Source organism: Pseudomonas sp. AC239 (assembly GCF_979258545.1).
Genome location: NZ_OZ409864.1, coordinates 1581268 through 1608117, shown reverse-complemented (window position 1 = coordinate 1608117; position 26850 = coordinate 1581268). Strand labels below are relative to the sequence as shown.

The window sequence follows — 26850 nt, the reverse complement described above, 5'->3', positions numbered from 1 at the left end:
ACATGCGCAAATTCAAACGCCGTATAAACCGAATCATCCCCAATGGCCGGCAAATGGTCATCGGGGTGCCGTTCATCTGGCTGTTCCTGTTCTTCATGCTGCCGTTCTTCATCGTTCTGAAGATCAGCTTTGCCGAAGCCGACGTGGCGATCCCGCCGTACACCGAGATCTACACCTACGCCGAACAGAAGCTGCAACTGCTGCTGAACCTCGGCAACTACGCGATGCTCGGCGACGACGAGCTGTACATCGCCGCCTACCTCGGCTCGCTGAAAATGGCCTTTATCAGCACCGTGCTCTGCCTGCTGATCGGTTACCCGATGGCCTATGCCATCGCCAGCGCGCGCAAAGAGCTGCAAACGGTGCTGGTGCTGCTGATCATGATGCCGACCTGGACGGCGATCCTGATCCGCGTCTATGCGTGGATGGGCATTCTCAGCAACAACGGTCTGCTCAACGGTTTCCTGATGAGCATGGGCCTGATCGACGAGCCGCTGCAGATCCTCAACACCAACCTCGCCGTGTACATCGGCGTGGTCTATTCGTACCTGCCGTTCATGATCCTGCCGCTGTACGCCAACCTGGTGAAGCACGATCAAAGCTTGCTGGAAGCAGCTTCCGACCTCGGTTCGAGCACCTTCAACAGCTTCTGGAAAATCACCATTCCGCTGTCCAAGAACGGGATCATTGCCGGCTGCATGCTGGTGTTCATTCCGGTGGTCGGCGAGTTCGTGATTCCGGAACTGCTCGGCGGCCCGGAAACCCTGATGATCGGTAAGGTGTTGTGGCAAGAGTTCTTCAACAACCGCGACTGGCCGGTGGCATCCGCGCTGGCGGTGGTGATGCTGGCGATCCTGATTGTGCCGATCATCCTGTTCAACCGCAGTCAGGCCAAGGAAATGGAGGGTAAAGAATGAAGCGCTTCCGTTTCTCCAGCCTGATGCTGGTAATGGGTCTGCTGTTCATCTATCTGCCGATGCTGATCCTGGTGATCTACTCGTTCAACGCCTCGAAACTGGTAACGGTGTGGGGCGGCTGGTCGATCAAGTGGTACGTCGGCCTGCTCGACAACTCGCAACTGATGGGCTCGGTGTTGCGCTCGCTGGAAATCGCCTGCTACACGGCGGTTGCCGCGGTGGCGCTGGGTACGCTGGCGGCATTCGTGCTCACGCGTATCACCCACTTCAAGGGTCGCACGCTGTTCGGCGGCCTGGTGACTGCGCCCTTGGTGATGCCGGAAGTGATCACCGGTCTGTCGCTGTTGCTGCTGTTCGTGGCCATGGCGCAGATGATCGGCTGGCCGCAGGAACGCGGCATCGTCACCATCTGGATCGCCCACACCACGTTCTGCGCGGCGTATGTGGCAGTCGTGGTGTCGGCGCGCTTGCGTGAGCTGGACCTGTCGATCGAAGAGGCGGCGATGGACCTGGGCGCGCGACCGTGGAAGGTGTTCTTCCTGATCACCATCCCGATGATCGCGCCGTCACTGGCGGCGGGCGGGATGATGTCGTTCGCGCTGTCGCTGGATGACCTGGTGCTGGCAAGCTTCGTGTCCGGCCCGGGTTCGACGACCCTGCCGATGGAAGTGTTCTCGGCCGTGCGCTTGGGCGTGAAGCCGGAAATCAACGCCGTGGCCAGTCTGATTCTGCTGGCGGTGTCGCTGGTGACCTTCCTCGTCTGGTTCTTCAGCCGCCGCGCCGAAGAAGCACGCAAGAAAGCCATCCAGCAGGCCATCGAAGAAAGCGCGGCTGATTCGTGGAAGCAACCGGACGCACGCCGCGCGCCTGCGCCACAGACTGTGTGAGCCGGCGGGTTGGTTTCATTCCCGAGGCCAACCCAAATCAAAATGTGGGAGCGGGCTTTTGTGGTGAGGGGATTTATCCCCGATGGACTGCGCAGCAGGCCTTTTTTTGGGGGTCGCTTCGCGACCCAACGGGGATAAATCCCCTCGCCACAGAGCCCAGTTCCAAATCTGGTTTTAAGCAGTCCAGGGAGACTGGCGGATGACCTCGACGAAATTCATCGGTTTGAACCCCGGCTCCTGATCCACCAGCACATCGGTCTTCACATTGCCAAACGTGGTCTGCGGTCGATGACGCAAGCCGTCGGCAAACGCGCAGATGATGCACTCCTTGAAACCCTCCCCACGCGGATGCGCATGCACCACGGCTTCGCGCTGCACGCTGCTGAACGCCGCGTAGTCCATGCCCAGCACGTCCATCTCCACCCCGGCCGTCACCAGCGCGACGGTCGGGCGCAGATGCCTGGGTACGCCCGGCGTGGTGTGCAATGCGATCGACAGCCAGACTTGCTCGATATCGTCGTCGCTCAGCCCGTACGGTGTGAGAAAGGCTGCGGCGGCATTTGCGCCGTCCACTTCAAAGCGCTCGTCATCGCTGCGATGACCTGCGACCAGACCAAGGTCGTGGAACATCGCGCCGACATACAGCAGCTCCGGGTTATAGGCCAGTTGCTGGCGCTCGCCGCTCAAGGCACCGAACAGAAACACCCGGCGCGAGTGGTGATAAAGCAGGTCGGATTCAATGTCGCGGATGTATTCGGTGGTGGCCCGGGCGAGGGCGCTATCAGGGATCTTGATGCCGGCGACGGTGCTGGTCATAACGGTTTCCTCGTCGAAAACGCCGTCGTGGCGCTGCTGGAGAAAGTCTGTTCCCGGCGCGCATAGCGAACAATCGAGGCATGGCTGCGATCCTTGCCAATCCACCTGCAAATCGTGCCAGGCTCGCTTGTCGGGTGTGGATTGGCTAGGGTGACCCGGGCAACAAGCCAGGCACGGCCCATGTGGGAGCGAGCCTGCTCGCGAAGGCGGTGTGTCATTCGACAGCTATGTTGCGTGTGACGGCCTCTTCGCGAGCAGGCTCGCTCCCACAGGCTTGTGTGTTTGTCACAGGTATTGAGGACATTTGAGTCATGAGCAAAGCCGTCGCCATTGTGGTGTTCCCCGGCGTGCAGTCACTGGACGTCAGCGGTCCCATGGACGTGTTCGCCGAAGCCAACCGCTTTCTTGCGCCGCAGGATCACTATCGGCTGGAAGTGATCGGCGTGGAGCACGGGGCGATGGCCTGTTCCAATGGACTCAGCCTGCATGCCCACCGCCATTTCAGCGAATCTACGCAGGCCTGTGACCTGCTGCTGGTCGCCGGTGGACCGCAATTGCCGTTCATGGATTTTGGCCCTACGTTCGATGCCTGGCTGCGTGAAGCCTGTGGCCGCGCCCGGCGTTTCGGCTCGATCTGCAATGGCGCGTTCATGCTCGCCCGCGCCGGTTTGCTTGAGGGGCGCACCGTCACCACGCACTGGAACGATGCCGAAGCTTTGGCGCAGTTGTGCCCGACCACGCGGGTCGAGGCGGATCGTCTGTATGTCGAGGACGGCGCGCTCTACACGTCGGCCGGGGTCACGGCGGGCATCGATCTGTCGCTGTACCTGCTGGCGCGCGACCACGGCGCCGAGGTGGCGCTGAGTGTGGCGAAACGGCTGGTGGTGTTCACCCAGCGCTCGGGCGGGCAATCGCAGTTCAGCCCGTTCCTCACGCCGCATGCCGAACCGACGTCAGCGGTGGCGCTGGTGCAGTTGTATGTGCTGGCCAATCTCACCGGCGACTTGACGATCGCCGATCTGGCCAATGCGGCGAACATGAGTGCGCGCAATTTCTCCCGGGTGTTCGCGCGGGAAGCGAAAGTGACCCCGGCGGAGTTTGTCGAACGGGCGCGGGTGGATGCGGCGCGGGTCATGCTGGAAAGCACCACGGCGCCGTTGAAGACCGTGGCGTATCAGTGCGGATTTCGTGATGCGCAGCATATGCGCAGTGTGTTCAATCGCAGATTAGGCGTGACGCCGCAGCAGTTTCGGCTGAATTTTGCCGTGAAGCTCTGACGTTTTGCGGCGTCGCTGATGGCCCTTTCGCGAGCAGGCTCGCTCCCACAGGAGAACGCATTTCAATGTGGGAGCGAGCCTGCTCGCGAAGGGGCCGGTCGAGACGGCATTAATCTATTGCGCAGCCCGCGCAGGCAACAGCTTCAACGTACTGCGCGTATTCGCCAGCACCTCTTCCTCGCTGAAATGCGCCTGCACATAAATCCCCTCCACATACGCCTCGGCCTGGTCGTCATAGTGACTGTCCAACGGTACGCCACTCTGGCCGACCGGGTTGATCGTCAAGCCATGCACCGGATCGGCAAAGTCCACCAGACGCCGGGTCGACGGTCCATAGGTCACCGGCCAAGGCGCCGGGCCGATCTTCGCCGAGAGGTTGTTCGGCACTTCATGACTGCCCGGCGCTGCGAACGGCCCGACGTTGAACAGGCGATCCAGCGGCTTCTGCTGCCCCAGTGGATGGCCGTGGGTCAGGGTGTGCGCCGCGCCCCACTGCCAACCGGCCACGTTGTCGCCGAGGGTCAGTTTCAGATGCTGCATGCTTGCCAACCACGCCGTGCGCACGACATCGGCGCGGGTTTCTTTGGCTGGCGTGCTGCGATTGTCCCACCACGGTGAATCAGCTTTCGCCGCCAGGCGTGGCAAGGCGGAATCGATTACCCGCGTCGACAGCAGTGTCTCGAAAAAGTCATTGCCCAACTCATCGCGCATCGCCGCGTCGGCAAGGTCGTAGAGGAACTGGTTGAACACCGTCGCGCTGACCGAATCCAGCGGATAGTCGCCGGGCCATTGCGCCAATTGCTCGACCAGTTTGCGTTGCGCCGGATCGCTCACCACTTCACGCAACACCGGCAGCAGCGGCGCCAACAGACGCGGTCCATAACTTGTCGCCGTGCCCAGTTGCAGTTTCTGGTTGGCCTCGTTGCTCCACTTCACCCGGTTGTCGCTGAGTTGACGATCGAGCCGCTGGCCGCGATCGGCAAGGTTGTAGTAACCGGGAATCTCCATGCCGGTCGGCGACACGGGCTGGAAGTTGGCCGAGACGATATAGCCCCGCGCCGGGTTCTCTTCCTGCGGGTTGGCGCTGAACGGGTAGTAACCGTCCTTGTCCGCCTGATTGGTGCTGCCATCGAGAATGAATTCCGGTTTCACCCCGGCCGGCCGCTTGGGCAGCAGCGCCGACGCCCACCAGGCGATATCACCTTTGGCGTTGGCGTAAATCAGATTCAGCCCCGGTGCCTGGACCTTGGCCGCAGCCGCGCGGGCCTTGGTCAGGGTGTCGGCACGGTTGAGCTGGTAGAAGCCTTCAAGGATCGGGTTCGGCGTTTCCAGAAAGGCCCACCACATGGCGATCGGTGTTTTCCCGGCAGCAGTGCCCAGCGCATCGTTGACGATCGGCCCGTGCGGGGACTGGCGCAGGGTTATCGTCACCGGCGCCTGTCCCTTCACATTGATCTGCTGCTCGCTCACGAGCAGGTCGGTCCACTGGCCGCGATACCAGACCTGATTGGGGTTGTCCGGGTTGACCTTCTCGGCGATCAGATCGAGATCGTCGTTCTGGAACATGGTCAGGCTCCAGCCGAAATCGAGGTTGTGCCCCAGAAACGCGAACGGCACCAGCGCCTGATGATGGCCGTACAACTCGAAACCCGGCGCCGACAGCTGCGCCTCGTACCACACCGACGGCACCGAGAAACGGATATGCGGATCGCCGGCCAGCAATGGCTTGCCGCTCTGGCTGCGGCTGCCGGCAATCACCCAGGCGTTGCTGCCCTCAAACTGCGGCAGGCCGTTGTCGAGCAGCGCCTGTTCGCTGAGGCGGGCGAGGGCGGTGAGGTCCTGCCAGTCGCCGGCGGCGAGGGCCGGCGCGTGCCGGGTGTGATCGGTAGCCAGAACGCCTTTGGCCTGCCAGTCCAGATCGAACACATTGAGATAATCGGCACCGAGCTGATCGCGCACGTAAGTCAGCAACGGCTCGGTGCGAAACGCGGCGGCAAAGCTGTAGGCCATGTAACCGGCGACGCTGATGCTGTCTTCTGCCGTGAACGGCCGCTTGGGGATGCCCAGCACGTCGAACTCGATCGGCGCGGCGTGGCTGTCCTGATATTGGTTGATGCCGTCCAGATAAGCTTGCAGGCCCTTCCACGCCGGCGACTGCCTGTCGAGGCTGGCGACGTAACTGGCCGCGCGCTCGCGGATGCGCAGGCTGCGAAACAGCTTATCGGTGTCGAGCAGCTTCGGCCCGAGCACTTCGGCCAGTTCACCGCGGGCGAGGCGGCGCATGGCTTCCATCTGGAACAACCGGTCCTGCGCGTGGACATATCCGAGGGCGCGATAGAGGTCGGTTTCGTTCTCGGCGCGGATATGCGGCACCCCGCGCTCGTCGTAGAGCACGGTCACCGAGCCTTGCAGATTGCGCAGCTCGACCTGGCCCTGGCGCGTTGGCTGCTTGCTGTAGATATAGCCGCCAACGGCGCAGAGCAGGACAACGATGAGCAGGGCAACAACGGTGAACGCACGCTTCATGGTGACTCCTTGTGCAGGCGGGCGGGCCGCCCATCGGGCTGCAAACATTTAGCACAGAGCATCTGTGCGCTGCAGCGCTGTCCTTGAAAAGTCCGGAATGCCTTACTTCGCGTCCGCCGGCCACGGGCAATAACACCCCACCGCCAGCGTATGCGTGGCATTGACCGGGCGATCCTCGGTCAGGGCATGCAGGATCGGTTCGATAAAGCTGTTGCTCGAGTTGCAGGCCAGGCCTTCGCTGTACGGGCCGAAGTAAGCAAGTTTGCCGCTGCGATCCCAGATCGCCACGGCGGGACTGGCGGGTATTTGTTCGGAGCCGGGCAGGACGATGATGGTTTTCAGGCTGGCGAGGGTGGCGGGCAACTGGCCGTGGCTGCCAGGCTTTTGCACGGCGAAGAACTCCACGCCGCGAGGACCGAACTGTTCGACCATCTCGCTCAGGTGCTGTTGATTGCCGACGTTGCATGGGCAAGCCGGGTCCCAGAAGTGCACCAGGCGAATATTGCCTGGCCCGGCGAGGTTGTCCGGCAAGCGCAGCGGGTCACCGGAAAACACCGCGGTGTGCTCGCTGAATGCACGCAGATAGCGGCCCTGAAACCAGTCATACGCCGCCCACAGCACCCCGGCGCAGATCAGCGCGAGCAGGCTGGCGAACAGTGCGGTGCGGTACGGCGAACGCATGGATTTGCTTCCTCAGAGGCGAGCTAGCTTGCCATGTCTGTCTCTACAGATGAATATCGCAGGCCGATAAAGTCCGTTTACCGCTCTGGAATGCCCGCATGCCTGATACTTTCGACCCCGATCATTTACGCGCGAGCCTCAAGCCGTTGGCCGAGTGGCAGCCGTTATCGGATGAGGCGAAGGCTTATCAGCGCTTCTACAAGACCGACTTCGTCGAGCGCGATGTGTGGCGCGGCATGGGTCGTTTCGAAGTCGATGGCTACGAGCTGGTCAGCCATTGCTGGTGGCCGGAGAAGGTCAAGGCGACGCTGTTTCTGCTCCACGGTTATTACGATCACATCGGCCTGTACCGGCATGTGATCGAGTGGGCGCTGGATCAGGATTTCGCCGTGATCGCCTGCGACTTGCCGGGGCATGGTCTGTCGAGCGGGCCGCGGGCGAGCATTCGCGATTTCGCCGAATATCAGCACATGCTGCAGGCGCTGTTTGCCGAAGCTCATTCGATCACGCTGCCGCAGCCGTGGCATTTGTGTGGGCAGAGCACCGGTGGCGCGATTGTCGTCGATCATCTGCTTAATCATGGCGAGAACAGTCCGGCGCAGGGGCAAGTGATTCTGCTGGCGCCATTGGTGCGACCAAGGGCGTGGGGCTGGTCGCAGTTGAGTTATTACCTGCTGCGGCCGTTTGTACGCGGTGTGGCGCGACGCTTCAGCGAGAACTCCAACGATCCGGATTTCCTGCCGTTTCTGCAGGCCGATCCGTTACAGCCAAGGCGTCTGCCGACGAAATGGGTGGGCGCGCTGTCGCGCTGGATCATTCGCGTCGAGCACGCGAAAAAAAGCCCGCGACGGCCGCTGATCATTCAGGGGCAGGCGGACATGACTGTCGATTGGCAGCACAATCTGCAGGTATTGAAATGGAAGTTCGACCGCCCGCAGATTCTGCTGTTGGCCGAGGCACGGCATCACCTGGCCAATGAGACGGCGGAGATGCGTGAGGAGTATTTCGAGTTCTTGAGCAAGCGGATCAGGGGCCGAAACCTTTAGCGCTTGTGAGGGCCTCTTCGCGAGCAGGCTCGCTCCCACAGGGGAGTTGGGCTGTTCACAAATTTTGTGTCCGCTGGAGACCCAATGTGGGAGCGAGCCTGCTCGCGAATGCGGTCTGTCAGGCAACGAAGATCACTGGCCTACCGCCAACCCCGCCCGAATCGCCGCCAGCGCCGCCTGGTAATAAGCCTTGCCCTCGGTCGACTCGGCAAACGTCGCAAACTCTTCCAGCTCTTCATCCGACAAATCGCGATAAACGTAGAGCAGCGTATTGTTCAGATCCGCGCCGATCTGATCCATCAGCCGCTGGCGCTGACCGTTCAACATGCCCTGTGCCTGACCGCCACCGAGCAATCCCGGGATCATCGAACTCAAACTGTCCGCCGCCACGCCGGCAATCGCCAGACTGACCTCGGCGCCAGCCTCACGGGCCGGCAGGGCCTGAGCGAGATGGCCGATGATCAGCAAACGACTGTCGCTCGCCTGCATTTTTGGCAGGCCCTGGGCATTTTTTGCCAGTTGATCGCGACGAGTCGCTAGCAACTCGGCGGCGACGATTTTCTTGCCCAGCGGCGACTGGAAGAAGGTCAGCGCCGGTTTCGGGTCGGCGAGTTTCTGCCGCAGTTGCGCTTCGGCGCGTTGATCCATGGCCTGTGCGGCGAAGCGCTGGTTGCTGTTGTTGACCAGTGCCTGAAACACCGCAGGCGGCAGGCTGTTCTGATAGCGCTGCTGGGCGGCGCTCAGGGCATCGTTGAAATGCGCGCGTTGTTCTGGCCAGCCGGCGACCTTGTACAACTGATCGTGGCCGTCCGCCCAGGCGGGCAATACGCAGAACATCAACAGTGAAAAAAGCAAACGGCGCATAGGGACTCCTGTCAGCAGCGGACTATTGTCCGTGCGGTGCCGGTACTTGTCGAGAATTCGTAGCAAGCCGCTGCGTGGCTCTGTCGGATTTGTTGCCGTCGGCATACTATGCGCGCCATGCCGATATCCTCTGAACACCCGCTGCTGTTACGCATTGTCGACGACCTCGCCGAACACGGCTGGTCGCAGCAGAACATCTTCCTGCCCGCCGATCTGACCCGGGCACTGGCGGCCGAGTGCCGTAAACGTGAAGCCGAAGGGGAGCTGGCGCCGGCGGCGGTCGGGCGCGGGCCGTTTTCGGAGATTCGCGAGGGCATTCGTGGCGATCACATTCAGTGGATCGACCCGGGCCAGGCCGAGGCCACTGATCGCTATCTGAGCCTGATGGACAGTCTGCGCGAGGCGCTCAATCGCGGTCTGTTTCTGGGCCTGGAAGATTTCGAATGCCATTTCGCCCTATACCCGCCCGGCGCGTTTTACCTCAAGCACGTCGACCGCTTTCGCGATGACGACCGGCGCATGGTGTCGGCGGTGATCTATCTCAATGACGCATGGCTGCCGGAGGACGGTGGCCAGTTGCGCATGTATCTGGGTGATGAGCGCGTGCATGACGTACAGCCTACCGGCGGCTGCCTGGTGGTGTTTCTCTCCGGCGAAGTACCCCACGAAGTATTGCCGGCCCATCGCGAGCGGCTGTCGTTGACCGGCTGGTTCCGTCGCCGTGGCAACGAGCCGTTCTGAACATGGAAAAAATCCTGGTCAGCCGCTGCCTGTTGGGCCATCGCGTGCGTTATGACGGTGGCGCGAGCGGGCCGTTTGATCTACTTGAGCAATGGATCGAAGAAGGACGCGTGGTGCCGTTGTGTCCGGAAGTGGCCGGTGGTTTGCCGACGCCGAGAGCGGCGGCGGAGATTCCCGGCGGGCAGGGCGGTGAGGTGCTCGATGGCACTGCTGCTGTCATCACCACCGAAGGCGAGAATGTCAGTGCGCAGTTTCTCGAGGGCGCGCGGCAAGCGCTGGAACTGGTGCAAAAGCACGGCATTCGCGTGGCGGTGCTCAAGGCCAACAGTCCGTCGTGCGGGAATCTGCTGACCTATGACGGTACGTTCAGTGGGGTCAAGGTGAAAGGCGAAGGGGTGACGGCGGCGTTGCTCAAGCGTCATGGGGTTCGGGTTTTCAGTGAGCTTGAACTACGGCAAGCCGCGCAAGCCCTGACCCGACTCGATTAAAAGCTTCATCGCAAATCCAGCTGTAGGAGCTGACGAGTGAAACGAGGCTGCGATCTTTTGATCTTCAAAATCAACATCAAAAGATCGCAGCCTGCGGCAGCTCCTACGGTTCGGTGAGCCACTTCTGCGACAACGCCGCCAATCGCCCATCCGCCTTGATCCTCTCCAGCGCACTCTTGAGGCTGGCCTGAAACGCCGGGTTGCCCTTCTGGAACGGAATCGCCAGCTCGACCGGCGCTGCCGCTTTCGGCTTCTCTTCGGTCAACGCCTGCACCAGCACCATCGGCCGCGGGGTCTCGTCCTTCTTCGCCAACAACTGCCCATCAACCTCGCCGTACGGCTCGCTGAAGTCGAAACGATCCTTGAGTTCGGGTGTCAGTGCTATGTGGTTGAGCGCGACGTCGTACTTGCCGCTTTCAACGCCCTGGAGCAGGTCGCCCTCGTCGGTGACGATGAAGTCGGCGCGCACATCCAGCTCCTGGGCCAGAAGTTGCCCAAGCTCGACCTCGAACCCCGTGAGGGTGTCGCCTTCCTTGTAATTGAAGGGCGGTGTATTAGCCTCAAGGGCTATGCGCAGCTCGCCACGGTCGTTGACGTCATCAATCAGTTCGGCGTGAACCAGAGGGCTCAGAAGGGGTAGCAGGCAGAACAGGCCAGGCAGCAGGCGCATGGTCACTCCTTTGAAATCATTATCGCGACGCTCTGATTCAGGCTCGCTTTGCTATGGTTGTCGAGTGCCTTCGACAACGAATGGTCATGAAGTTGTCATGACCGTGCGGATTTTACGGAAAAACTGGAGAAGAAAATGAAAAGCTTTATGTCACGTGCAGCGTTGGCCGGTGTGCTGATGGGTGTTTCGGTACTGGCCAGTGCGGCGACGCCGGCTCCGAAAGATGCTGAAGTGTTCATCGTTTCTCCCGAGGATGGGGCTACCGTCTCCCAGGAATTCAAGGTCAAGTTCGGCGTCAAGAACATCGCGCTGGCCCCGGCGGGGGACACCACCAAGAACACCGGCCACCACCATCTGCTGATCGACGTCGACGACTTGCCGGCCGAGGGCGCGCCGATCCCGACTGACGCCCACCACATGCATTTCGGCAAGGCGCAGACCGAAGCCACGATCAAACTGGCCCCGGGCAAGCACACCTTGCAACTGATCCTCGGCGACAGCGGCCACATGCCGTTCGACCCATCGATCGTTTCGGAAAAAATCACGGTTAACGTGAAATAAAAAAAGGGAGCCCTGCGGGGCTCCCTTTTTTCATTCAGCTTCGAGTGGCTACCTGCAAGCGGCAAGTAACGGCAAAGCGCTTTCACTTGCCGCTTGTAGCTGCTTTTAGAAAAGCACCCGACTACGGATAGTACCGTTGACGTGTTGCAGCTTCTCTTGCGCCAGCTCGGAATATTCGGCGTCTACGTCGATCACCACATAGCCGACTTTCTCGTTGGTCTGCAGGAACTGACCGGAAATGTTGATGCCGTTTTCGGCAAAGACCTTGTTGATCTCGCTCATCACACCCGGGATGTTTTCGTGGATGTGCAGCAGGCGGTGCTTGCCAGGGTGAGCCGGCAGGGCCACTTCCGGGAAGTTCACCGACGACACCGAGGTACCGTTGTCGCTGTACTTGACCAGTTTCTCTGCCACTTCCAGACCGATGTTGGCTTGCGCTTCGGCGGTCGAGCCACCGATGTGCGGGGTCAGGATCACGTTGTCGAGGCCACGCAACGGGCTTTCGAACTCTTCGTCGTTGGAGCGTGGTTCCACCGGGAACACGTCGATGGCTGCGCCGATCAGGTGCTTGTCCTTGATCGCGTCCGCCAGGGCGTCGAGCTCGACCACGGTGCCGCGTGCAGCGTTGATCAGGATGCCGCCCTTCTTGATGGCGCGGATTTCCTTCTCGCCGATCATCCACTGGGTCGCCGCGGTTTCCGGAACGTGCAGGGTGACGATGTCGGACATGCCCAGCAGCTCATGCAGATTGCCGACCTGGGTAGCGTTGCCCAGTGGCAACTTGGTCACGGTGTCATAGAAGAACACCTGCATGCCCAGGCCTTCCGCCAGAACCGACAACTGCGTGCCGATCGAGCCGTAGCCGACGATGCCGAGCTTCTTGCCACGGATCTCGAACGAGTTGGCCGCGGATTTGATCCAGCCGCCACGGTGGCAGGAAGCGTTTTTCTCAGGGATGCCGCGCAGCAGCAGGATCGCTTCGGCCAGTACCAGTTCCGCTACGGAACGAGTGTTGGAGTACGGCGCGTTGAACACGGCGATACCGCGCTCGCGGGCCGCACTGAGGTCAACCTGGTTGGTGCCGATGCAGAAACAGCCGACCGCGACCAGTTTCTTCGCGTGATCGAAGATCTCTTCGGTCAGTTGCGTGCGCGAGCGAATGCCGATGAAGTGAGCGTCAGCGATCTTTTCCTTTAGCTGGGCTTCCGGCAAGGAACCAGTCAGGTATTCAATGCTGGTGTAGCCCGCCGCCTTGAGGACGTCGACAGCCGATTGGTGGACGCCTTCGAGAAGAAGGAACTTGATCTTGCTCTTATCGAGAGAAGTCTTGCTCATCTGCGTAAACCTGTATCCCGGAGAAAAATGGCAGGGAGGGAGCAGCCTGGAGCTGACCCGCACGGCAACAAAGCCGTCACCGCGGATCTGGCCTTGGGCACTGTCCTGCGGGGTCGGTATGCTAGCATAGCCACCCCGCTAAACACTCATTCCTGCGACGTGAAGCGTTCTCAGGATGACCATGAATTGTTCGAGAGTTCTGTCGATGACCAATCCTGCGCTGATTGATGAACTGAAGACCCTGGTTGAGCCCGGCAAAGTCCTCACCGACGCCGACTCCCTGAATGCTTACGGCAAGGATTGGACCAAGCACTTCGCCCCGGCGCCGAGCGCTATCGTGTTTCCCAAGACCATCGAGCAAGTGCAGGCCGTGGTGCGTTGGGCCAACACCCACAAGGTTGCGCTGGTGCCGTCCGGCGGGCGCACCGGGTTGTCCGCCGCTGCGGTGGCGGCCAATGGCGAAGTGGTGGTGTCGTTCGATTACATGAACCAGATTCTCGACGTCAACCTCACCGACCGCACCGCCGTGTGCCAGCCAGGTGTGGTCACTGAGCATCTGCAGAACGTCGCTGAAGAAAACGGCCTGTACTACCCGGTCGACTTCGCCTCGGCGGGTTCCAGCCAGATTGGCGGCAACATCGGCACCAATGCCGGCGGGATCAAAGTGATTCGCTACGGCATGACGCGCAATTGGGTCGCCGGCATGAAGGTCGTTACCGGCAAGGGCGACGTGCTCGAACTGAACAAGGACCTGATCAAGAACGCCACCGGTTATGACCTGCGTCAGCTGTTCATTGGCGCCGAAGGCACCCTCGGTTTCGTCGTCGAAGCAACCATGCGCCTTGATCGCGCACCGAAAAACCTCACCGCCATGGTCCTCGGCACCGCCGATTTCGATTCGATCATGCCGGTGCTGCACGCCTTCCAGGGCAAGCTCGACCTGACCGCGTTCGAATTCTTCTCCGACAAGGCCCTGGCCAAGGTCATGGGCCGGGGCGACGTGCCGGCGCCGTTCGAAACCGACTGCCCGTTCTACGCCCTGCTGGAATTCGAAGCGACCACTGAAGAAGTGGCCAACAGCGCGCTGGAAACCTTCGAACACTGTGTCGAACAAGGCTGGGTACTCGACGGCGTGATGAGCCAGAGCGAAACCCAACTGCATAATCTGTGGAAGCTGCGCGAGTACATCTCCGAAACCATCTCCCACTGGACGCCGTACAAGAACGACATCTCGGTGACCGTTTCCAGGGTGCCGGCGTTCCTGCGCGAAATCGACGCGATCGTCGGTGAGCACTATCCGGATTTCGAAATCGTCTGGTTCGGCCACATCGGCGACGGCAATCTGCACCTGAACATCCTCAAGCCGGAAAACCTGAGCAAGGACGAGTTCTTTGCCAAGTGCGCCACCGTCAACAAGTGGGTGTTCGAAACCGTCGAGAAGTACAACGGCTCGATCTCGGCCGAACATGGCGTGGGCATGACCAAGCGTGATTACCTGACCTACAGCCGCTCGCCGGCCGAGATCGAGTACATGAAAGCGGTCAAGGCAGTGTTCGACCCGAACGGCATCATGAACCCGGGGAAGATTTTCCCGGTGTGATCGGTAATCTCTGTTGAATCAATGAAGGCAGGAGTCGGTAAATGAGCTATCAGCACCAGTACGTCGACGGCACGCGCATTCACTTCCCGATCGGGAAAGTCGTGTGCATTGGCCGCAATTACGCCGAACACGCCAAGGAACTGGATAACCCGGTGCCGACCGAGCCGCTGCTGTTCATCAAGCCGGGCAGTTGCGTGGTGCCGCTGGAAGGCGGTTTCAGCATTCCGACCGAGCGCGGTTCGGTGCACTACGAAGCGGAAATCGCCGTATTGATCGGCAAGCCGTTGTCGACCAAGCCGAGCCGTGAAGAAGTCCTCGATGCGATCTCCGGCTTCGCCCCGGCGCTGGACCTGACCCTGCGCGACAAGCAGGCCGAGCTGAAAGCCAAGGGCCTGCCATGGGAAATCGCCAAGTCGTTCGATGGCGCGGCGGTGATCGCCCCCTTCGTGGTCGGCAGCACCTTCGCTGACCTGACCGATATCGGCATCCGCCTGACCATCAACGGCGAAGTGCGCCAGGACGGCAACAGCAGCGCGATGCTCAACCCGATCGTGCCGATGATCCAGCACATGGCCGGCTGCTTCTCGCTGCAGGCCGGTGACGTGATCCTCACCGGTACGCCAGTGGGCGTCGGCCCGCTGAACGTCGGCGATGAGATCGTCCTCGAACTGCCGGGAGCGAGCAGCTTCAGCAGCAGCGTGCGCTAACCGCAGAACCCCTTGTAGGGGGTGAGCTTTGTGGTGAGGGGATTTATCCCCGGTGGCGCGCGAAGCGGGCCCCTCTTGATCTTAAAGAGGGGCCTGCTGCGCAGTCCAACGGGGATGAATCCCCTCGCCACAAGGGCCATTCCATATCTGTAATGTGTTGCTGCTGGCAAAATGCACACGGCAATCCCGCCATTTCCCGTTTTTTTCACATCCTCTCTGGATAATTTCCGCGATTCTGGCGTCTCAGCCGGCCTCTTTGTGCTATTACCCTTGGCCTGAATTAACGGAACGCATCCCTCGATGGCATCTCCAACTCAGCAGAAACCCTCCCTCCGATCCCGCTTCGTCCTGCGCTGGTATGTCTGGCTGTTGCTGGTCATCGCGGCAGCCTATGGGCTGGCGTTCGCCATGCACTGGGATGATCGCGGCGTGCTGTGGGTGCTGGAGCGTTTCGAGAGCAAGGCCGAGCAGAAGGAGAGTGTGTGGCTGCCCGATTATCAGGTGGTGATTGATGCCAAGCCGCTGCCGGGCATGGAAAAGGACGAAGCTTCCGACCTGGCTTACAACCCGCAGACCAAAACCCTGTTTTCGGTGATGGGCAAAAATCCGTTCCTCGCTGAGCTGACACTGCAGGGCGATGTCCTGCGCAAGATGCCGCTGGTGGGCTGGAGCAATCCGGAAGGCCTGACGGTCATGGAAAACGGCCTGCTGGCGATCGTTGATGAACGTCAGCACACACTGTCGATCGTCAAGGTCGACGCCGGTACACGCGAGCTGAACATGGCCGACTTTCCGAAGTACGACCTCGGGCCGTCGAAAGACCAGAACAAAGCCTTTGAAGCCATCACGTGGGATCCGCGTAATCGACAGCTGGTGTTGGGGGAAGAACGCCCGCCAGCGCTGTTCACCTGGAAGAGCGACGGCAGCCAGACACTGACCGGCGACAAGCAGAAGCTGGCCAGTGACGAGCTCGATATTCGCAACCTCTCAGCGCTGGCGGTCGACCCACGCACTGGCCATCTGCTGGTGCTGTCAGCCGATTCGCACCTTCTACTGGAACTGGACGAGAGCGGCGAGCAGGTCAGCTTCATGACCCTGCTCGGCAATTTCAACGGTTTGAAAGACACCATTCCCCGCGCCGAAGGGGTGACGATGGACGAGGACGGCACGCTGTACATGGTCAGCGAACCGAACCTGTTCTACCGCTTCGAAAAACACCGGTAATTTTCCCTACGACAATCGCGGAATTGTGCGGTTGTAGTGGCAGGCAAGTGGCCATTAAGCTTCAGTTCAGACAGGCGTGATATTTCATCGGCCTGTTTTGAATCCGAGCCCCCCCAATGCGTCGACTTGCCCGTCCCAAACCGCTGATTCTTGTCCTGTTGATGATTGCCCTGATCACGTTGCTCGCGCTCGGCCAATACCTGCGCCTGTTCGAGCGCGCCTGGTTCAACCTGCACACGCTGTGGCAGCCGTTGAGCAGCGAGGCGATTGGCCTGGATCAATATCGGGTGACCATCGAAGCGCGGCCGATTGAGGGGCTCGACGATGACGTTTCGGCGCTGACCTACGATCCGGTGCGCAAAAGCCTGTTCACCGTGACCAACAAGAATTCCGAACTGATCGAACTGTCGCTGGAAGGCAAGATCCTGCGGCGCATTGCCCTGGTCGGGTTCGGCGATCCGGAAGCGGTCGAGTACATCAGTGCCGACACTTACGTGATCACCGACGAGCGCCAGCAACGCCTGATCAAGATCCACCTTGAAGCCGACACCACTTTCCTCGATGCCGAAGACGCCGAGCAGATGACTCTCGGTGTGCACATGGCCAGCAACAAGGGTTTCGAGGGGCTGGCTTACGACTCGGTGGGCAAGCGGCTGTTCGTGGCGAAAGAACGCGACCCGATGCTGATTTACGAAGTCCACGGTTTCCCGCATTTCAAACCCGACAAGACCTACGCCGTGCACGTGATCAACAACCCCAAGCGCGATGCCGGGATGTTCGTGCGTGATCTGTCGAGTCTGCAGTACGACGAACGCAGCGGGCACTTGCTGGCACTGTCGGACGAGTCGCGGTTGATTATCGAGCTGGATGTCGACGGCCGTCCGTTGAGCACCATGTCGATCAGCGGTGGGCGCCAGGGGTTACAGAAAACCGTGCCGCAGGCCGAGGGAATTGCGATGGATGATGACGGCACGTTGTACCTGGTGAGCGAGCCGAATCTGTTTTACGTCTTCAAAAAGCCCACGCAAAACTGACCAACACCCCAAAACCTTTGTAGGAGTGAGCCTGCTCGCGATAGCGGTCCGTCAGTTGATATTGATGGTGACTGACAGACCGCTATCGCGAGCAGGCTCACTCCCACAGGGGGATTTCAGTGCCTGAAGAGTATTTACTCAGCCTTCAGCGTCTTCACGCCTTCGCTGGTGCCCAGCAACAACAGATCCGCCGGGCGCGCGGCGAACAGGCCGTTGGTGACCACGCCGACGATGGCATTGATCTGCGCTTCCAGCTCCACCGGGTTGGTGATCTGCAAGTTGAACACGTCGAGGATGATGTTGCCGTTGTCGGTCAGCACGCCTTCGCGGTACACCGGGTCGCCGCCCAGCTTTACCAGTTGGCGGGCTACGTGGCTGCGGGCCATCGGGATTACTTCCACCGGCAGCGGGAACTCGCCGAGTACCGGCACCAGTTTGCTGGCGTCGGCGATGCAGATGAAAGTCTTGGCCACGGCGGCGACAATCTTCTCGCGGGTCAGGGCCGCGCCGCCGCCCTTGATCAGGTTCAGGTGCGCGTCGCTCTCATCGGCGCCGTCGATGTAGAACTCCAGGTCGCTGACGGTGTTCAGCTCATACACCGGAATCCCGTGGCCCTTGAGGCGCGCGGCGGTGGCTTCGGAGCTGGCGACCGCGCCATCGAACGCGCCCTTGTGCTGGGCCAGGGCGTCGATGAAGCAGTTGGCGGTGGAGCCGGTGCCGACGCCGACGATGCTCTTGTCGTCGAGTTTCGGCAGGATGAAGTCGACGGCGGCCTGGGCCACGGCCTGTTTGAGTTGATCCTGGGTCATGCGGGCTCCGAAGCGGGCAAGGGGTGGGCAGAAGGCCGGCATTATAGGCCTCGCGGTGGTACGGGGGGAAACAAGCTGTGGCGAGGGGATTTATCCCCGTTCGGCGACGCAGTCGTCGTAAAACCCAGGAACGCGGTGTGACTGAAAAAAAGCAGGGGAGCGCTTCGCACTCCAACGGGGATAAATCCCCTCGCCACAACGGTGCTCACTCAAGAATGGGTTGCCAGACCTTAAAACCACCTGTTTAGTGTGGTCGCCTCGGCAAAAGGCGGGTTAGACTCGCTGGTCCCGCCCAATCGCCAGTGATGCTTTCCGATGCTCGAACAGTACGTCAAAAAGATCCTCACCTCGCGCGTTTATGACGTTGCCGTAGAAACCCCGCTGCAGAACGCTCGCCAGCTCTCCGAGCGGCTGGGCAACGACATCTGGCTCAAGCGCGAAGACTTGCAGCCGGTGTTCTCGTTCAAGATTCGCGGTGCCTACAACAAACTCACCCAACTGACTGACGAGGAGCGCGCCCGTGGCGTGGTCACCGCGTCGGCGGGCAATCATGCGCAGGGTCTGGCTCTGGCGGCGAAAGTGTTGGGCGTCAAAGCCACCATCGTCATGCCCAAGACGACCCCGGAAATCAAAGTCGAAGGCGTGCGTTCGCGCGGCGGCAAAGTGGTGCTGCACGGTGACTCGTTCCCGGAAGCGCTGGCCTACTCGCTGAAACTGGTCGATGAAAAAGGCTACGTCTACATCCACCCGTACGACGATCCGCACACCATTGCCGGGCAGGGCACCGTGGCCATGGAAATCCTCCGTCAGCACCCGCAGCCGCTGGACGCGATTTTCGTCCCGGTCGGCGGTGGCGGGCTGATCGCCGGTATTGCGGCGTACGTGAAATACCTGCGGCCGGACATCAAGGTGATTGGCGTCGAGCCGGACGATTCCAACTGCCTGCAAGCCGCGATGGCGGCGGGCGAGCGCGTGGTTCTGCCGACCGTGGGCATCTTCGCCGACGGCGTGGCGGTGGCGCAGATCGGCCAGTACACCTTCGAGATCTGCAAGGATTACGTCGATGAAGTGATCACTGTCAGCACCGACGAAATCTGCGCGGCGATCAAGGATATCTACGACGATACCCGCTCGATCACTGAACCTGCCGGTGCGCTGGGCGTGGCAGGGATCAAGAAATACGTCGAGCAGCGTGGCGTCAGCGGCCAGACCTTCGTCGCCATCGACTCCGGCGCCAACGTCAACTTCGACCGCCTGCGCCACGTCGCCGAGCGCGCCGAACTGGGCGAAGGTCGCGAGGCGATCATCGCCGTGACCATTCCGGAAAAGGCCGGCAGCTTCAAAGCGTTCTGCGAAGCCATCGGCAAGCGCCAGATCACCGAATTCAACTACCGCTACAACACCGGCAGCGAAGCGCACATCTTCGTCGGCGTGCAGACCCACCCGGACAACGATCCGCGCAGCGCCTTGCTGGCGAGCCTGACCGAGCAGGGTTTCCCGGTCATCGACCTGACCGACAACGAACTGGCCAAGCTGCACATCCGCCACATGGTCGGCGGCCGCGCGGCGCAGGTGGTCGATGAAGTGGTGCTGCGTTTCGAATTCCCGGAGCGTCCGGGCGCGCTGTTCAACTTCCTCAACAAGCTCGGCGGGCGCTGGAATATCTCGATGTTCCACTACCGCAACCACGGCGCGGCGGACGGCCGTGTGGTTGCCGGCCTGCAAGTGCCCCATGACGAGCGTCATCTGGTGCCGGCGGCACTGGCGGAAATCGGCTACCCGTATTGGGATGAAAGCGACAACCCGGCCTATCAGCTGTTTCTTGGCTGAGCGGCTACGCTGATGGGCATGGATCTACGGAAGAGAATGACATGGAAACCCTGACCACTCTGAAAGTCCTCCACGTCGCGGCGACCGTGGTCATCCTCGCGAGCGGGCTGGGGCTCGCCGCCCTGACCTGGCGTAATCGCAGCGAAGGGCCGGCCAGTACGATGCGCCGTCCGTGGCTGTTCATCTGGTGCCTGATGCTGATCGGCATGCTCAGCATGCCTTTCACCGGCTGGTGGCTGGTGCATCTGGTTGGCTGGCCATTGGGCCAATTGTGGATTCTGGGGTCCAGCGTGATCTATGCCGTGGCCACATTCAGTGCGGTCTGGCTGCTGGTCCGGCTGGATCGGCTTTGGACCAGCGGGGTGGGCAACCGCGCATTCAATCTGGCCCTGGCGATTGTCAGCGGCGTCGGGTTTGTCGCCATAGCGGCGTTGATGGGGGCCAAGCCGGTTTAAGGCTGGAGACCGGGGCGCCCCTATCGCTGGCAAGCCAGCTCCCACAAGGATTTTCAGTGAACACAGATTGTGTGACCACCCGAAAAACCTGTGGGAGCTGGCTTGCCAGCGATGGCCATTTCAGCCGCGCAGACTGATCACCGGCCAGCCCCGCTTCTCGGCCTCGGCACGCAAATTCGGGTCAGGATCAACCGCCACTGGATTCGCCACCTGCTCCAGCAACGGCAGATCATTCATCGAGTCGCTATAGAAATAGCTGTCCTCAAGCGAATACCCGGTCTCTTCCAACCAACGATTCAGGCGCGTGACCTTGCCTTCACGGAAGCATGGAATGTCGGTGCTGCGCCCGCTGTAGCGGCCGTCGATCATTTCGCATTCGGTGGCGATCAGGGTTTCCACGCCCAGGCGCACGGCGATCGGCGCCGTCACGAAACGGTTGGTCGCGGTGATGATCACCAGTTTGTCGCCGGCGTCGCGGTGCTTTTTCAGCAGCTCGAGTGCCTTGGGCAGCACGATCGGCTCGATGCAGTCGCGCATGTAATCGCTGTGCCAGGCGTCGAGCACGGCCATTTCGGTGCGGCCGAGAATTTCCAGGCAGAAGTTCAGGTAGGCGGCGTTGTCCAGCTTGCCGGCCAGGTAATCCTGATAGAACTCGTCGTTGCGCGCCTTGTAGGCGATCGGGTCGAGGAAGCCGCGCTCGCACAGATAATCGCCCCAGGCGTGATCGCTGTCGCCGCCCAGAAGGGTGTTGTCCAAATCGAATAAAGCCAGGCGCATTGCAGTTACCCGCTGAAAAGTCAGTAAAAAGGCGACAAGAATACGGTCTTTTCACAAGAGTGCACATAAGGTAGGAACCTTCGTTGCCGCCTGCTCAAGCTTTGTGGAACAATGCGGCGACATGCGTTTGCGAGGTTGTTGCCGTGATCGACCCCGATGGTTTCCGCCCCAATGTCGGGATCATTCTGACGAATGACGCCGGCCAGGTGCTATGGGCTCGCCGTATCAATCAGGACGCCTGGCAGTTTCCGCAAGGGGGGATCAACCCCGAGGAGACGCCGGAAGACGCCTTGTACCGCGAGCTGAACGAAGAAGTTGGCCTGGAACGTGAAGATGTTGAAATACTGGCCTGTACCCGAGGCTGGTTGCGCTATCGTTTGCCGCAACGCCTGGTGCGTACCCACAGCCAACCGCTGTGCATCGGCCAGAAACAGAAATGGTTTCTCCTGCGCCTGATCTCCAACGAGCAGCGGGTGCGGATGGATCTGACCGGTAAACCGGAGTTCGATGGCTGGCGCTGGGTCAGCTATTGGTATCCGTTGGGCCAGGTGGTGACATTCAAGCGCGAGGTGTATCGACGCGCTCTCAAAGAGCTTGCCCCGCGCCTTTTAGCGCGCGACTGACGACGGAGTTCGACCCCGAGCCATGCTCAATACGCTGCGCAAGATCGTCCAGGAAGTTAACTCCGCCAAGGATCTCAAGGCGGCGTTGGGGATTATTGTGTTGCGCGTCAAAGAGGCCATGGGCAGCCAGGTCTGCTCGGTCTACCTGCTTGATCCGGAAACCAATCGCTTCGTCCTGATGGCCACCGAGGGCTTGAACAAGCGCTCGATCGGCAAGGTCAGCATGGCCCCCAACGAGGGGCTGGTCGGTCTGGTCGGCACGCGTGAAGAACCCCTGAACCTCGAAAACGCTTCGGTTCACCCGCGCTATCGCTACTTCGCCGAAACCGGTGAAGAGCGTTACGCCTCGTTCCTCGGTGCACCGATCATTCACCACCGCCGCGTCGTCGGCGTGTTGGTCATCCAGCAGAAAGAACGCCGCCAGTTCGACGAAGGTGAAGAAGCCTTCCTCGTGACCATGAGCGCGCAGCTCGCCGGCGTAATCGCCCACGCCGAGGCCACCGGTTCGATCCGTGGTCTGGGCCGTCAGGGCAAGGGCATTCAGGAAGCCAAGTTCGTCGGCGTGCCGGGCTCGCCGGGTGCGGCCGTCGGTACCGCGGTGGTCATGCTGCCGCCGGCGGACCTGGACGTGGTGCCGGACAAGACCATCACCGACATCAACGCCGAGCTGGCGCTGTTCAAGACCGCCATCGAAGGCGTGCGCGCCGACATGCGCGCGTTGTCCGCCAAACTCGCGACCCAACTGCGCCCGGAAGAGCGCGCGCTGTTCGACGTCTACCTGATGATGCTCGACGATGCCTCGCTGGGCAGCGAAATCACCACCGTGATCAAGACCGGTCAGTGGGCCCAGGGCGCGCTGCGTCAGGTGGTCACTGAGCACGTCAACCGTTTCGAACTGATGGATGACGCCTACCTGCGCGAGCGCGCCTCGGACGTCAAAGACCTTGGCCGTCGACTGCTCGCCTATTTGCAGGAAGAGCGTCAGCAGAACCTGGTCTACCCGGAAAAAACCATTCTGGTCAGCGAAGAGCTGACGCCGGCGATGCTCGGCGAGGTACCGGAAGGCACGCTGGTCGGTCTGGTCTCGGTGCTCGGTTCAGGTAACTCCCACGTCGCGATTCTGGCCCGGGCCATGGGCATTCCGACGGTGATGGGCCTGGTCGACCTGCCGTACGCCAAGGTCGACGGCATCGAAATGATCGTCGACGGCACCCGTGGCGAGGTCTATACCAACCCCAGCGAAGTGCTGCGCAAGCAGTTCGCCGAAGTCGTCGAAGAAGAGAAACAACTGGCGCTGGGCCTCGACACCCTGCGCGACCTGCCGTGCGTGACTCTCGATGGCCACCGCATGCCGCTGTGGGTCAACACTGGTTTGCTCGCCGATGTGGCGCGGGCACAGAAGCGTGGCGCCGAAGGGGTCGGTCTGTACCGCACCGAAGTGCCGTTCATGATCAACCAGCGCTTCCCGAGCGAGAAGGAACAACTGGCGATCTACCGTGAACAGCTCGCCGCGTTCCACCCGCAACCGGTGACCATGCGCAGCCTCGACATCGGCGGTGACAAGTCGCTGTCGTACTTCCCGATCAAGGAAGACAACCCGTTCCTCGGCTGGCGCGGTATCCGTGTAACCCTCGACCACCCGGAAATCTTCCTGGTGCAGACCCGCGCGATGCTCAAGGCCAGCGAAGGCCTGAACAACCTGCGGATTCTGCTGCCGATGATCTCCGGCACCCACGAACTCGAAGAAGCCTTGCACCTGATCCACCGTGCCTGGGGCGAAGTGCGCGACGAGGGCACCGACGTGCCGATGCCGCCGATCGGCGTGATGATCGAAATCCCGGCAGCGGTGTACCAGACCAAGGAACTGGCGCGGATGGTCGATTTCCTCTCCGTCGGCTCCAACGACCTGACCCAGTACCTGCTGGCGGTAGACCGCAACAACCCGCGCGTCGCCGACCTCTACGACTATCTGCATCCGGCGGTGCTGCAAGCCCTGCAAACCGTGGTCACTGACGCCCACGCCGAAGGCAAACCGGTGAGCATCTGCGGTGAAATGGCCGGTGATCCGGCGGCAGCAGTATTGTTGATGGCGATGGGTTTCGACAGCCTGTCGATGAACGCCACCAACCTGCCGAAGGTGAAGTGGATGTTGCGCCAGGTGAACCTGAGCAAGGCGCAGGAGATGCTGGCGGAACTGATGAAGATCGATAACCCGCAGGTTATCCACAGCTCGCTGCAACTGGCGCTGAAGAATCTAGGATTGGCGAAGATGAATTCGCCGGTGGTGACCAAGGCTCTCTAACAGGCTGATGTCCTCTTCGTCGGAACGCCGCCCGGAGCAGGCTCGCTCCCACAGGGATTCGTATCGATCACGAAACCCATGTGGGAGCGAGCTTGCTCGCGAAGGCGCCAGTTCAGGCACCGCTAAACCACAACCTCCACCTCGCCCAAATGACCGCCATACGGCCCAAAACTGCGCTCTACCATCCGCCGCGTGCCGTCCGCGCGCACGATCAACGCTGTACTCGCTCGCGTGCCATAACTCTGGCTGGCAATAAACACGCTCGACAGCAACGACTCCGTCGCCATGCCTACCCCGGTATCCGGCAACTCCGCCTCGGGTGCGGTCTGCGCATCGCTCAGCAAGGCCAGCAAGCGCTCAGGCTGCGGATAGTCCAGCACCGCGCTCAACGCCGCCCTGGCCTTGAGCAGTTTCGGCCACGGCGTATCCAGCCCCGCGTTGGATAGCCCATAAACTCCAGGCTGCAACATCACCGGCTCTGACGCCCTCGCATTGAAATGCCACAGCTCATGGGCGTTGCCCAGCAGCAGATTGAACCCGGCATATTCCGCTGCACGACCCACCACATCGCTCAAATAATCATCAATCGACAGATCACCGGTGAGAAAGCGCGCCACCAGCTCGCCGCGGGATTTGGTTGCCGGCGGCTGTTGCGGATCGCGGATATTGGTCAGCGCGGCGAAGCGTCCGTTGACGCCGATCCCCAGCCAGGTGCCGCCGGCTTCAAGATCGCGCCCGGCATGCACATGCGGCGCCTCGGGCCACGGCGCCAATGGCAGACTGGGGCGGGCGTAGAACTCGTCGCGGTTGGCCGCGACGATCAGTGGCTGGGCATGGCCCGGGCGCCAGGCGAAAACAATCAGGCACATAAGGTGGTCCTTGTGTGTTTTTTGCCCACTCTACGCATCCGGCGTCCGTGCATCCATCGCCAGTGGAGCAGAAGGCTGCGCATCCGTTAACATGCCGCTCCTGTTTTGCCGATGCGTGCTGGAGACGGTCATGGAATTTCTGCTCTACCTGGCGCTCGGCGCCTGTGCGGGCGTGCTCGCCGGGCTGTTTGGCGTTGGCGGCGGGATCATCATCGTCCCGGTGCTGGTGTTCAGCTTTACCCTGCAGGGTTTCGATCAGTCGATTCTCACGCACCTGGCGGTGGGCACGTCGCTGGCGACGATCATTTTCACCTCGGTCAACGCCGTACGTGAACATCACCGCCGGGGCGCGGTGCGCTGGGCGATTTTTCGCTGGATGACCGTGGGCATTCTGCTCGGTGCCGGTTTCGGTGCGCTGACCGCAGAAGCGATCTCCGGGCCGAACCTGCAAAAGATCATCGGCGTATTCGCACTGATTATCGCCGTGCAACTGGCGCTGGACGTCAAGCCCAAGGCCAGCCGAACGGTGCCGGGCAAACTCGGTCTGACTGCCGCTGGTACGGTGATTGGCTGGGCCTCGGCGATTTTCGGCATTGGTGGCGGCTCGCTGACGGTGCCGTTTCTGACCTGGCGCAGCGTGCCGATGCAGCAGGCCGTGGCAACCTCATCGGCCTGCGGCTTGCCGATCGCTCTGGCCAGTGCAGCAAGTTTCATGATTCTGGGGTGGCACGATCCGTTGTTGCCGGCCCATAGTCTCGGTTTTGTGTATTTGCCGGCATTGTTGGGCATCGCCCTGACCAGCATGGTGTTTGCTCGGCTCGGCGCGCGTCTGGCGCACAGGTTGTCGCCGCGCTTGCTGAAAAGGCTGTTCGCCGCTTTGCTGTTCTGCGTGGGTTTGAGCTTTCTGCTCTGACCGCGTGGCAATCCTGGCTTAATCCTGAGGTGGCAGCGTCGCCCGGGAATTTCGCTTTCCACTCTAACAAGGAGTCGCAATGCTGCCTTACCCGCAGATCGACCCGGTGGCCCTGGCCATCGGTCCGCTGAAAATCCACTGGTACGGTCTGATGTACCTGATCGGCATCGGCGGCGCGTGGCTGTTGGCGTCGCGCCGGCTCAACCGCTTCGACCCGAGCTGGACCAAGGAGAAACTCTCCGATCTGGTGTTCTGGCTATCAATGGGTGTGATCGTCGGCGGCCGTCTGGGTTACGTGCTGTTCTATGATCTGAGCGCGTACCTGGCCAACCCGACGCTGATTTTCGAAGTGTGGAAGGGCGGCATGTCGTTCCACGGCGGATTCATCGGCGTGATGCTCGCGGCCTTGTGGTTCGGCAAGCGCAATGGCAAGTCGTTCTTCCAGTTGATGGACTTCGTCGCGCCGATGGTGCCGATCGGCCTGGGCGCCGGGCGCATCGGCAACTTCATCAACGCCGAGCTGTGGGGCAAGGCCACCGATGTGCCATGGGCGATGGTGTTCCCGCCGTTCAGCGATCCGGCGCAACTGCCGCGTCACCCGTCGCAGCTTTACCAGTTCGCCCTCGAAGGCGTGGCGCTGTTCCTGATCCTGTGGATCTTCTCGCGCAAACCGCGTCCGACCATGGCGGTCTCCGGCATGTTCGCGCTGTTCTACGGCATCTTCCGTTTCATCGTCGAATTCGTCCGCGTGCCTGATGCACAGCTGGGCTATCTGGCGTGGAACTGGCTGACCATGGGTCAGGTGCTCTGCGTGCCGATGATTGTCGGCGGGCTGTTGCTGATCTGGCTGGCCTATCGTCGCGCCCCGGCAGCGCCGCTCGCGCCGACGGCTTAAACT

26 protein-coding genes are annotated in these 26850 nt (G+C 61.3%); 17 read left to right on the top strand and 9 right to left on the bottom strand.

Annotation, left to right across the window (positions count from 1 at the left end; all coding sequences use genetic code 11):
* The first annotated feature begins 35 nt into the window (after window positions 1–35).
* Together ACZ0AZ_RS07460 and ACZ0AZ_RS07455 are read left to right on the top strand one after the other, a co-directional pair.
* Window positions 36–917 (top strand): ABC transporter permease subunit, encoded by an 882-nt coding sequence (locus ACZ0AZ_RS07460; protein WP_178083722.1) that lies wholly within the window; start codon window positions 36–38, stop codon window positions 915–917.
* Entirely contained in the window at window positions 914–1804 is an 891-nt protein-coding gene (locus tag ACZ0AZ_RS07455) for an ABC transporter permease subunit (RefSeq protein ID WP_463537147.1), read from the top strand. Before ACZ0AZ_RS07460 ends, ACZ0AZ_RS07455 begins: the two co-directional genes overlap by 4 nt.
* 174 nt (window positions 1805–1978) lie before the next feature.
* On the opposite strand, the gene ACZ0AZ_RS07450 is transcribed toward ACZ0AZ_RS07455, so the two are convergent.
* A complete protein-coding gene (locus ACZ0AZ_RS07450) occupies window positions 1979–2620 on the bottom strand; it encodes an HD domain-containing protein (protein ID WP_463537146.1) in 642 nt (213 codons plus the stop codon).
* A gap of 311 nt (window positions 2621–2931) precedes the next feature.
* Here ACZ0AZ_RS07450 and ACZ0AZ_RS07445 point away from each other — a divergent pair, with 311 nt between their 5' ends.
* Window positions 2932–3897 carry a GlxA family transcriptional regulator gene (locus ACZ0AZ_RS07445; protein WP_463537145.1) on the top strand — a complete coding sequence of 322 codons (966 nt, stop codon included), beginning with the start codon at window positions 2932–2934 and terminating at the stop codon, window positions 3895–3897.
* Window positions 3898–4011: 114 nt separating this feature from the next.
* Here ACZ0AZ_RS07445 and ACZ0AZ_RS07440 read toward each other — a convergent pair whose 3' ends face one another.
* The gene (locus tag ACZ0AZ_RS07440) at window positions 4012–6423 is read right to left on the bottom strand and encodes a penicillin acylase family protein (protein ID WP_463537144.1); all 2412 of its coding nucleotides are present in this window, start codon (window positions 6421–6423) and stop codon (window positions 4012–4014) included.
* 102 nt (window positions 6424–6525) lie between these two features.
* Window positions 6526–7104, bottom strand: a complete 579-nt coding sequence (locus ACZ0AZ_RS07435; protein WP_310403315.1) for a DUF6436 domain-containing protein — start codon at window positions 7102–7104, stop codon at window positions 6526–6528.
* A gap of 98 nt (window positions 7105–7202) precedes the next feature.
* Here ACZ0AZ_RS07435 and bipL point away from each other — a divergent pair, with 98 nt between their 5' ends.
* A complete protein-coding gene (gene bipL, locus ACZ0AZ_RS07430) occupies window positions 7203–8150 on the top strand; it encodes a phospholipase BipL (protein WP_039757480.1) in 948 nt (315 codons plus the stop codon).
* 132 nt (window positions 8151–8282) lie between these two features.
* On the opposite strand, the gene ACZ0AZ_RS07425 is transcribed toward bipL, so the two are convergent.
* Window positions 8283–9014: a DUF2059 domain-containing protein gene (locus tag ACZ0AZ_RS07425; RefSeq protein ID WP_024014712.1), complete on the bottom strand. Its 732-nt coding sequence runs from the start codon at window positions 9012–9014 to the stop codon at window positions 8283–8285.
* Between the two features lie 108 nt (window positions 9015–9122).
* Here ACZ0AZ_RS07425 and ACZ0AZ_RS07420 point away from each other — a divergent pair, with 108 nt between their 5' ends.
* Together ACZ0AZ_RS07420 and ACZ0AZ_RS07415 are read left to right on the top strand one after the other, a co-directional pair.
* Window positions 9123–9755: a 2OG-Fe(II) oxygenase gene (locus ACZ0AZ_RS07420; RefSeq protein WP_039757483.1), complete on the top strand. Its 633-nt coding sequence runs from the start codon at window positions 9123–9125 to the stop codon at window positions 9753–9755.
* A 2-nt stretch (window positions 9756–9757) separates the two neighbouring features.
* Entirely contained in the window at window positions 9758–10243 is a 486-nt protein-coding gene (locus ACZ0AZ_RS07415; RefSeq protein ID WP_129997865.1) for a 2-thiouracil desulfurase family protein, read from the top strand.
* 103 nt (window positions 10244–10346) lie between these two features.
* On the opposite strand, the gene ACZ0AZ_RS07410 is transcribed toward ACZ0AZ_RS07415, so the two are convergent.
* Window positions 10347–10913, bottom strand: a complete 567-nt coding sequence (locus ACZ0AZ_RS07410) for a transporter substrate-binding domain-containing protein (protein WP_039757488.1) — start codon at window positions 10911–10913, stop codon at window positions 10347–10349.
* 135 nt (window positions 10914–11048) lie between these two features.
* Between ACZ0AZ_RS07410 and ACZ0AZ_RS07405 the strand changes: the two genes are divergently transcribed.
* A complete protein-coding gene (locus ACZ0AZ_RS07405) occupies window positions 11049–11474 on the top strand; it encodes a DUF4399 domain-containing protein (protein ID WP_039757489.1) in 426 nt (141 codons plus the stop codon).
* Window positions 11475–11579: 105 nt separating this feature from the next.
* Here ACZ0AZ_RS07405 and serA read toward each other — a convergent pair whose 3' ends face one another.
* Window positions 11580–12809, bottom strand: a complete 1230-nt coding sequence (gene serA / locus ACZ0AZ_RS07400) for a phosphoglycerate dehydrogenase (RefSeq protein ID WP_025112046.1) — start codon at window positions 12807–12809, stop codon at window positions 11580–11582.
* Between the two features lie 205 nt (window positions 12810–13014).
* On the opposite strand from serA, the gene ACZ0AZ_RS07395 reads away from it, so the two are divergent.
* From ACZ0AZ_RS07395 to ACZ0AZ_RS07380, 4 genes are all read left to right on the top strand, one after another.
* A complete protein-coding gene (locus ACZ0AZ_RS07395; RefSeq protein WP_463537143.1) occupies window positions 13015–14409 on the top strand; it encodes an FAD-binding oxidoreductase in 1395 nt (464 codons plus the stop codon).
* A gap of 41 nt (window positions 14410–14450) precedes the next feature.
* Complete coding sequence (locus ACZ0AZ_RS07390; RefSeq protein WP_024014705.1) at window positions 14451–15116, top strand: fumarylacetoacetate hydrolase family protein; 666 nt, start codon at window positions 14451–14453, stop codon at window positions 15114–15116.
* Between the two features lie 300 nt (window positions 15117–15416).
* Window positions 15417–16340 (top strand): SdiA-regulated domain-containing protein, encoded by a 924-nt coding sequence (locus ACZ0AZ_RS07385; protein WP_129997862.1) that lies wholly within the window; start codon window positions 15417–15419, stop codon window positions 16338–16340.
* Window positions 16341–16456: 116 nt separating this feature from the next.
* Window positions 16457–17374, top strand: a complete 918-nt coding sequence (locus ACZ0AZ_RS07380) for an SdiA-regulated domain-containing protein (protein WP_129997861.1) — start codon at window positions 16457–16459, stop codon at window positions 17372–17374.
* Between the two features lie 134 nt (window positions 17375–17508).
* On the opposite strand, the gene rpiA is transcribed toward ACZ0AZ_RS07380, so the two are convergent.
* On the bottom strand, window positions 17509–18183 hold the full coding sequence (gene rpiA / locus ACZ0AZ_RS07375; RefSeq protein ID WP_039757496.1) for a ribose-5-phosphate isomerase RpiA: 675 nt from the start codon (window positions 18181–18183) through the stop codon (window positions 17509–17511).
* 315 nt (window positions 18184–18498) lie between these two features.
* On the opposite strand from rpiA, the gene ilvA reads away from it, so the two are divergent.
* Window positions 18499–20013 carry a threonine ammonia-lyase, biosynthetic gene (gene ilvA / locus ACZ0AZ_RS07370; RefSeq protein ID WP_039757497.1) on the top strand — a complete coding sequence of 505 codons (1515 nt, stop codon included), beginning with the start codon at window positions 18499–18501 and terminating at the stop codon, window positions 20011–20013.
* Window positions 20014–20054: 41 nt separating this feature from the next.
* The gene (locus tag ACZ0AZ_RS07365) at window positions 20055–20468 is read left to right on the top strand and encodes a DUF2269 family protein (protein WP_129997860.1); all 414 of its coding nucleotides are present in this window, start codon (window positions 20055–20057) and stop codon (window positions 20466–20468) included.
* A 120-nt stretch (window positions 20469–20588) separates the two neighbouring features.
* On the opposite strand, the gene ACZ0AZ_RS07360 is transcribed toward ACZ0AZ_RS07365, so the two are convergent.
* Window positions 20589–21245 (bottom strand): histidinol-phosphatase, encoded by a 657-nt coding sequence (locus ACZ0AZ_RS07360; protein WP_024014700.1) that lies wholly within the window; start codon window positions 21243–21245, stop codon window positions 20589–20591.
* 143 nt (window positions 21246–21388) lie between these two features.
* Here ACZ0AZ_RS07360 and ACZ0AZ_RS07355 point away from each other — a divergent pair, with 143 nt between their 5' ends.
* Both ACZ0AZ_RS07355 and ptsP read left to right on the top strand, forming a co-directional pair.
* Entirely contained in the window at window positions 21389–21868 is a 480-nt protein-coding gene (locus ACZ0AZ_RS07355) for an RNA pyrophosphohydrolase (protein ID WP_003229203.1), read from the top strand.
* 22 nt (window positions 21869–21890) lie between these two features.
* Complete coding sequence (gene ptsP, locus ACZ0AZ_RS07350) at window positions 21891–24170, top strand: phosphoenolpyruvate--protein phosphotransferase (RefSeq protein WP_024014698.1); 2280 nt, start codon at window positions 21891–21893, stop codon at window positions 24168–24170.
* A 122-nt stretch (window positions 24171–24292) separates the two neighbouring features.
* Here ptsP and ACZ0AZ_RS07345 read toward each other — a convergent pair whose 3' ends face one another.
* On the bottom strand, window positions 24293–25039 hold the full coding sequence (locus tag ACZ0AZ_RS07345) for an NRDE family protein (RefSeq protein WP_463537142.1): 747 nt from the start codon (window positions 25037–25039) through the stop codon (window positions 24293–24295).
* Window positions 25040–25169: 130 nt separating this feature from the next.
* Between ACZ0AZ_RS07345 and ACZ0AZ_RS07340 the strand changes: the two genes are divergently transcribed.
* Together ACZ0AZ_RS07340 and lgt are read left to right on the top strand one after the other, a co-directional pair.
* Window positions 25170–25952, top strand: coding sequence for a sulfite exporter TauE/SafE family protein (locus ACZ0AZ_RS07340; RefSeq protein ID WP_039757504.1), 783 nt, complete (start codon window positions 25170–25172; stop codon window positions 25950–25952).
* Window positions 25953–26031: 79 nt separating this feature from the next.
* Window positions 26032–26847: a prolipoprotein diacylglyceryl transferase gene (gene lgt, locus ACZ0AZ_RS07335; RefSeq protein ID WP_039757505.1), complete on the top strand. Its 816-nt coding sequence runs from the start codon at window positions 26032–26034 to the stop codon at window positions 26845–26847.
* The last annotated feature ends 3 nt before the right edge of the window (window positions 26848–26850 follow it).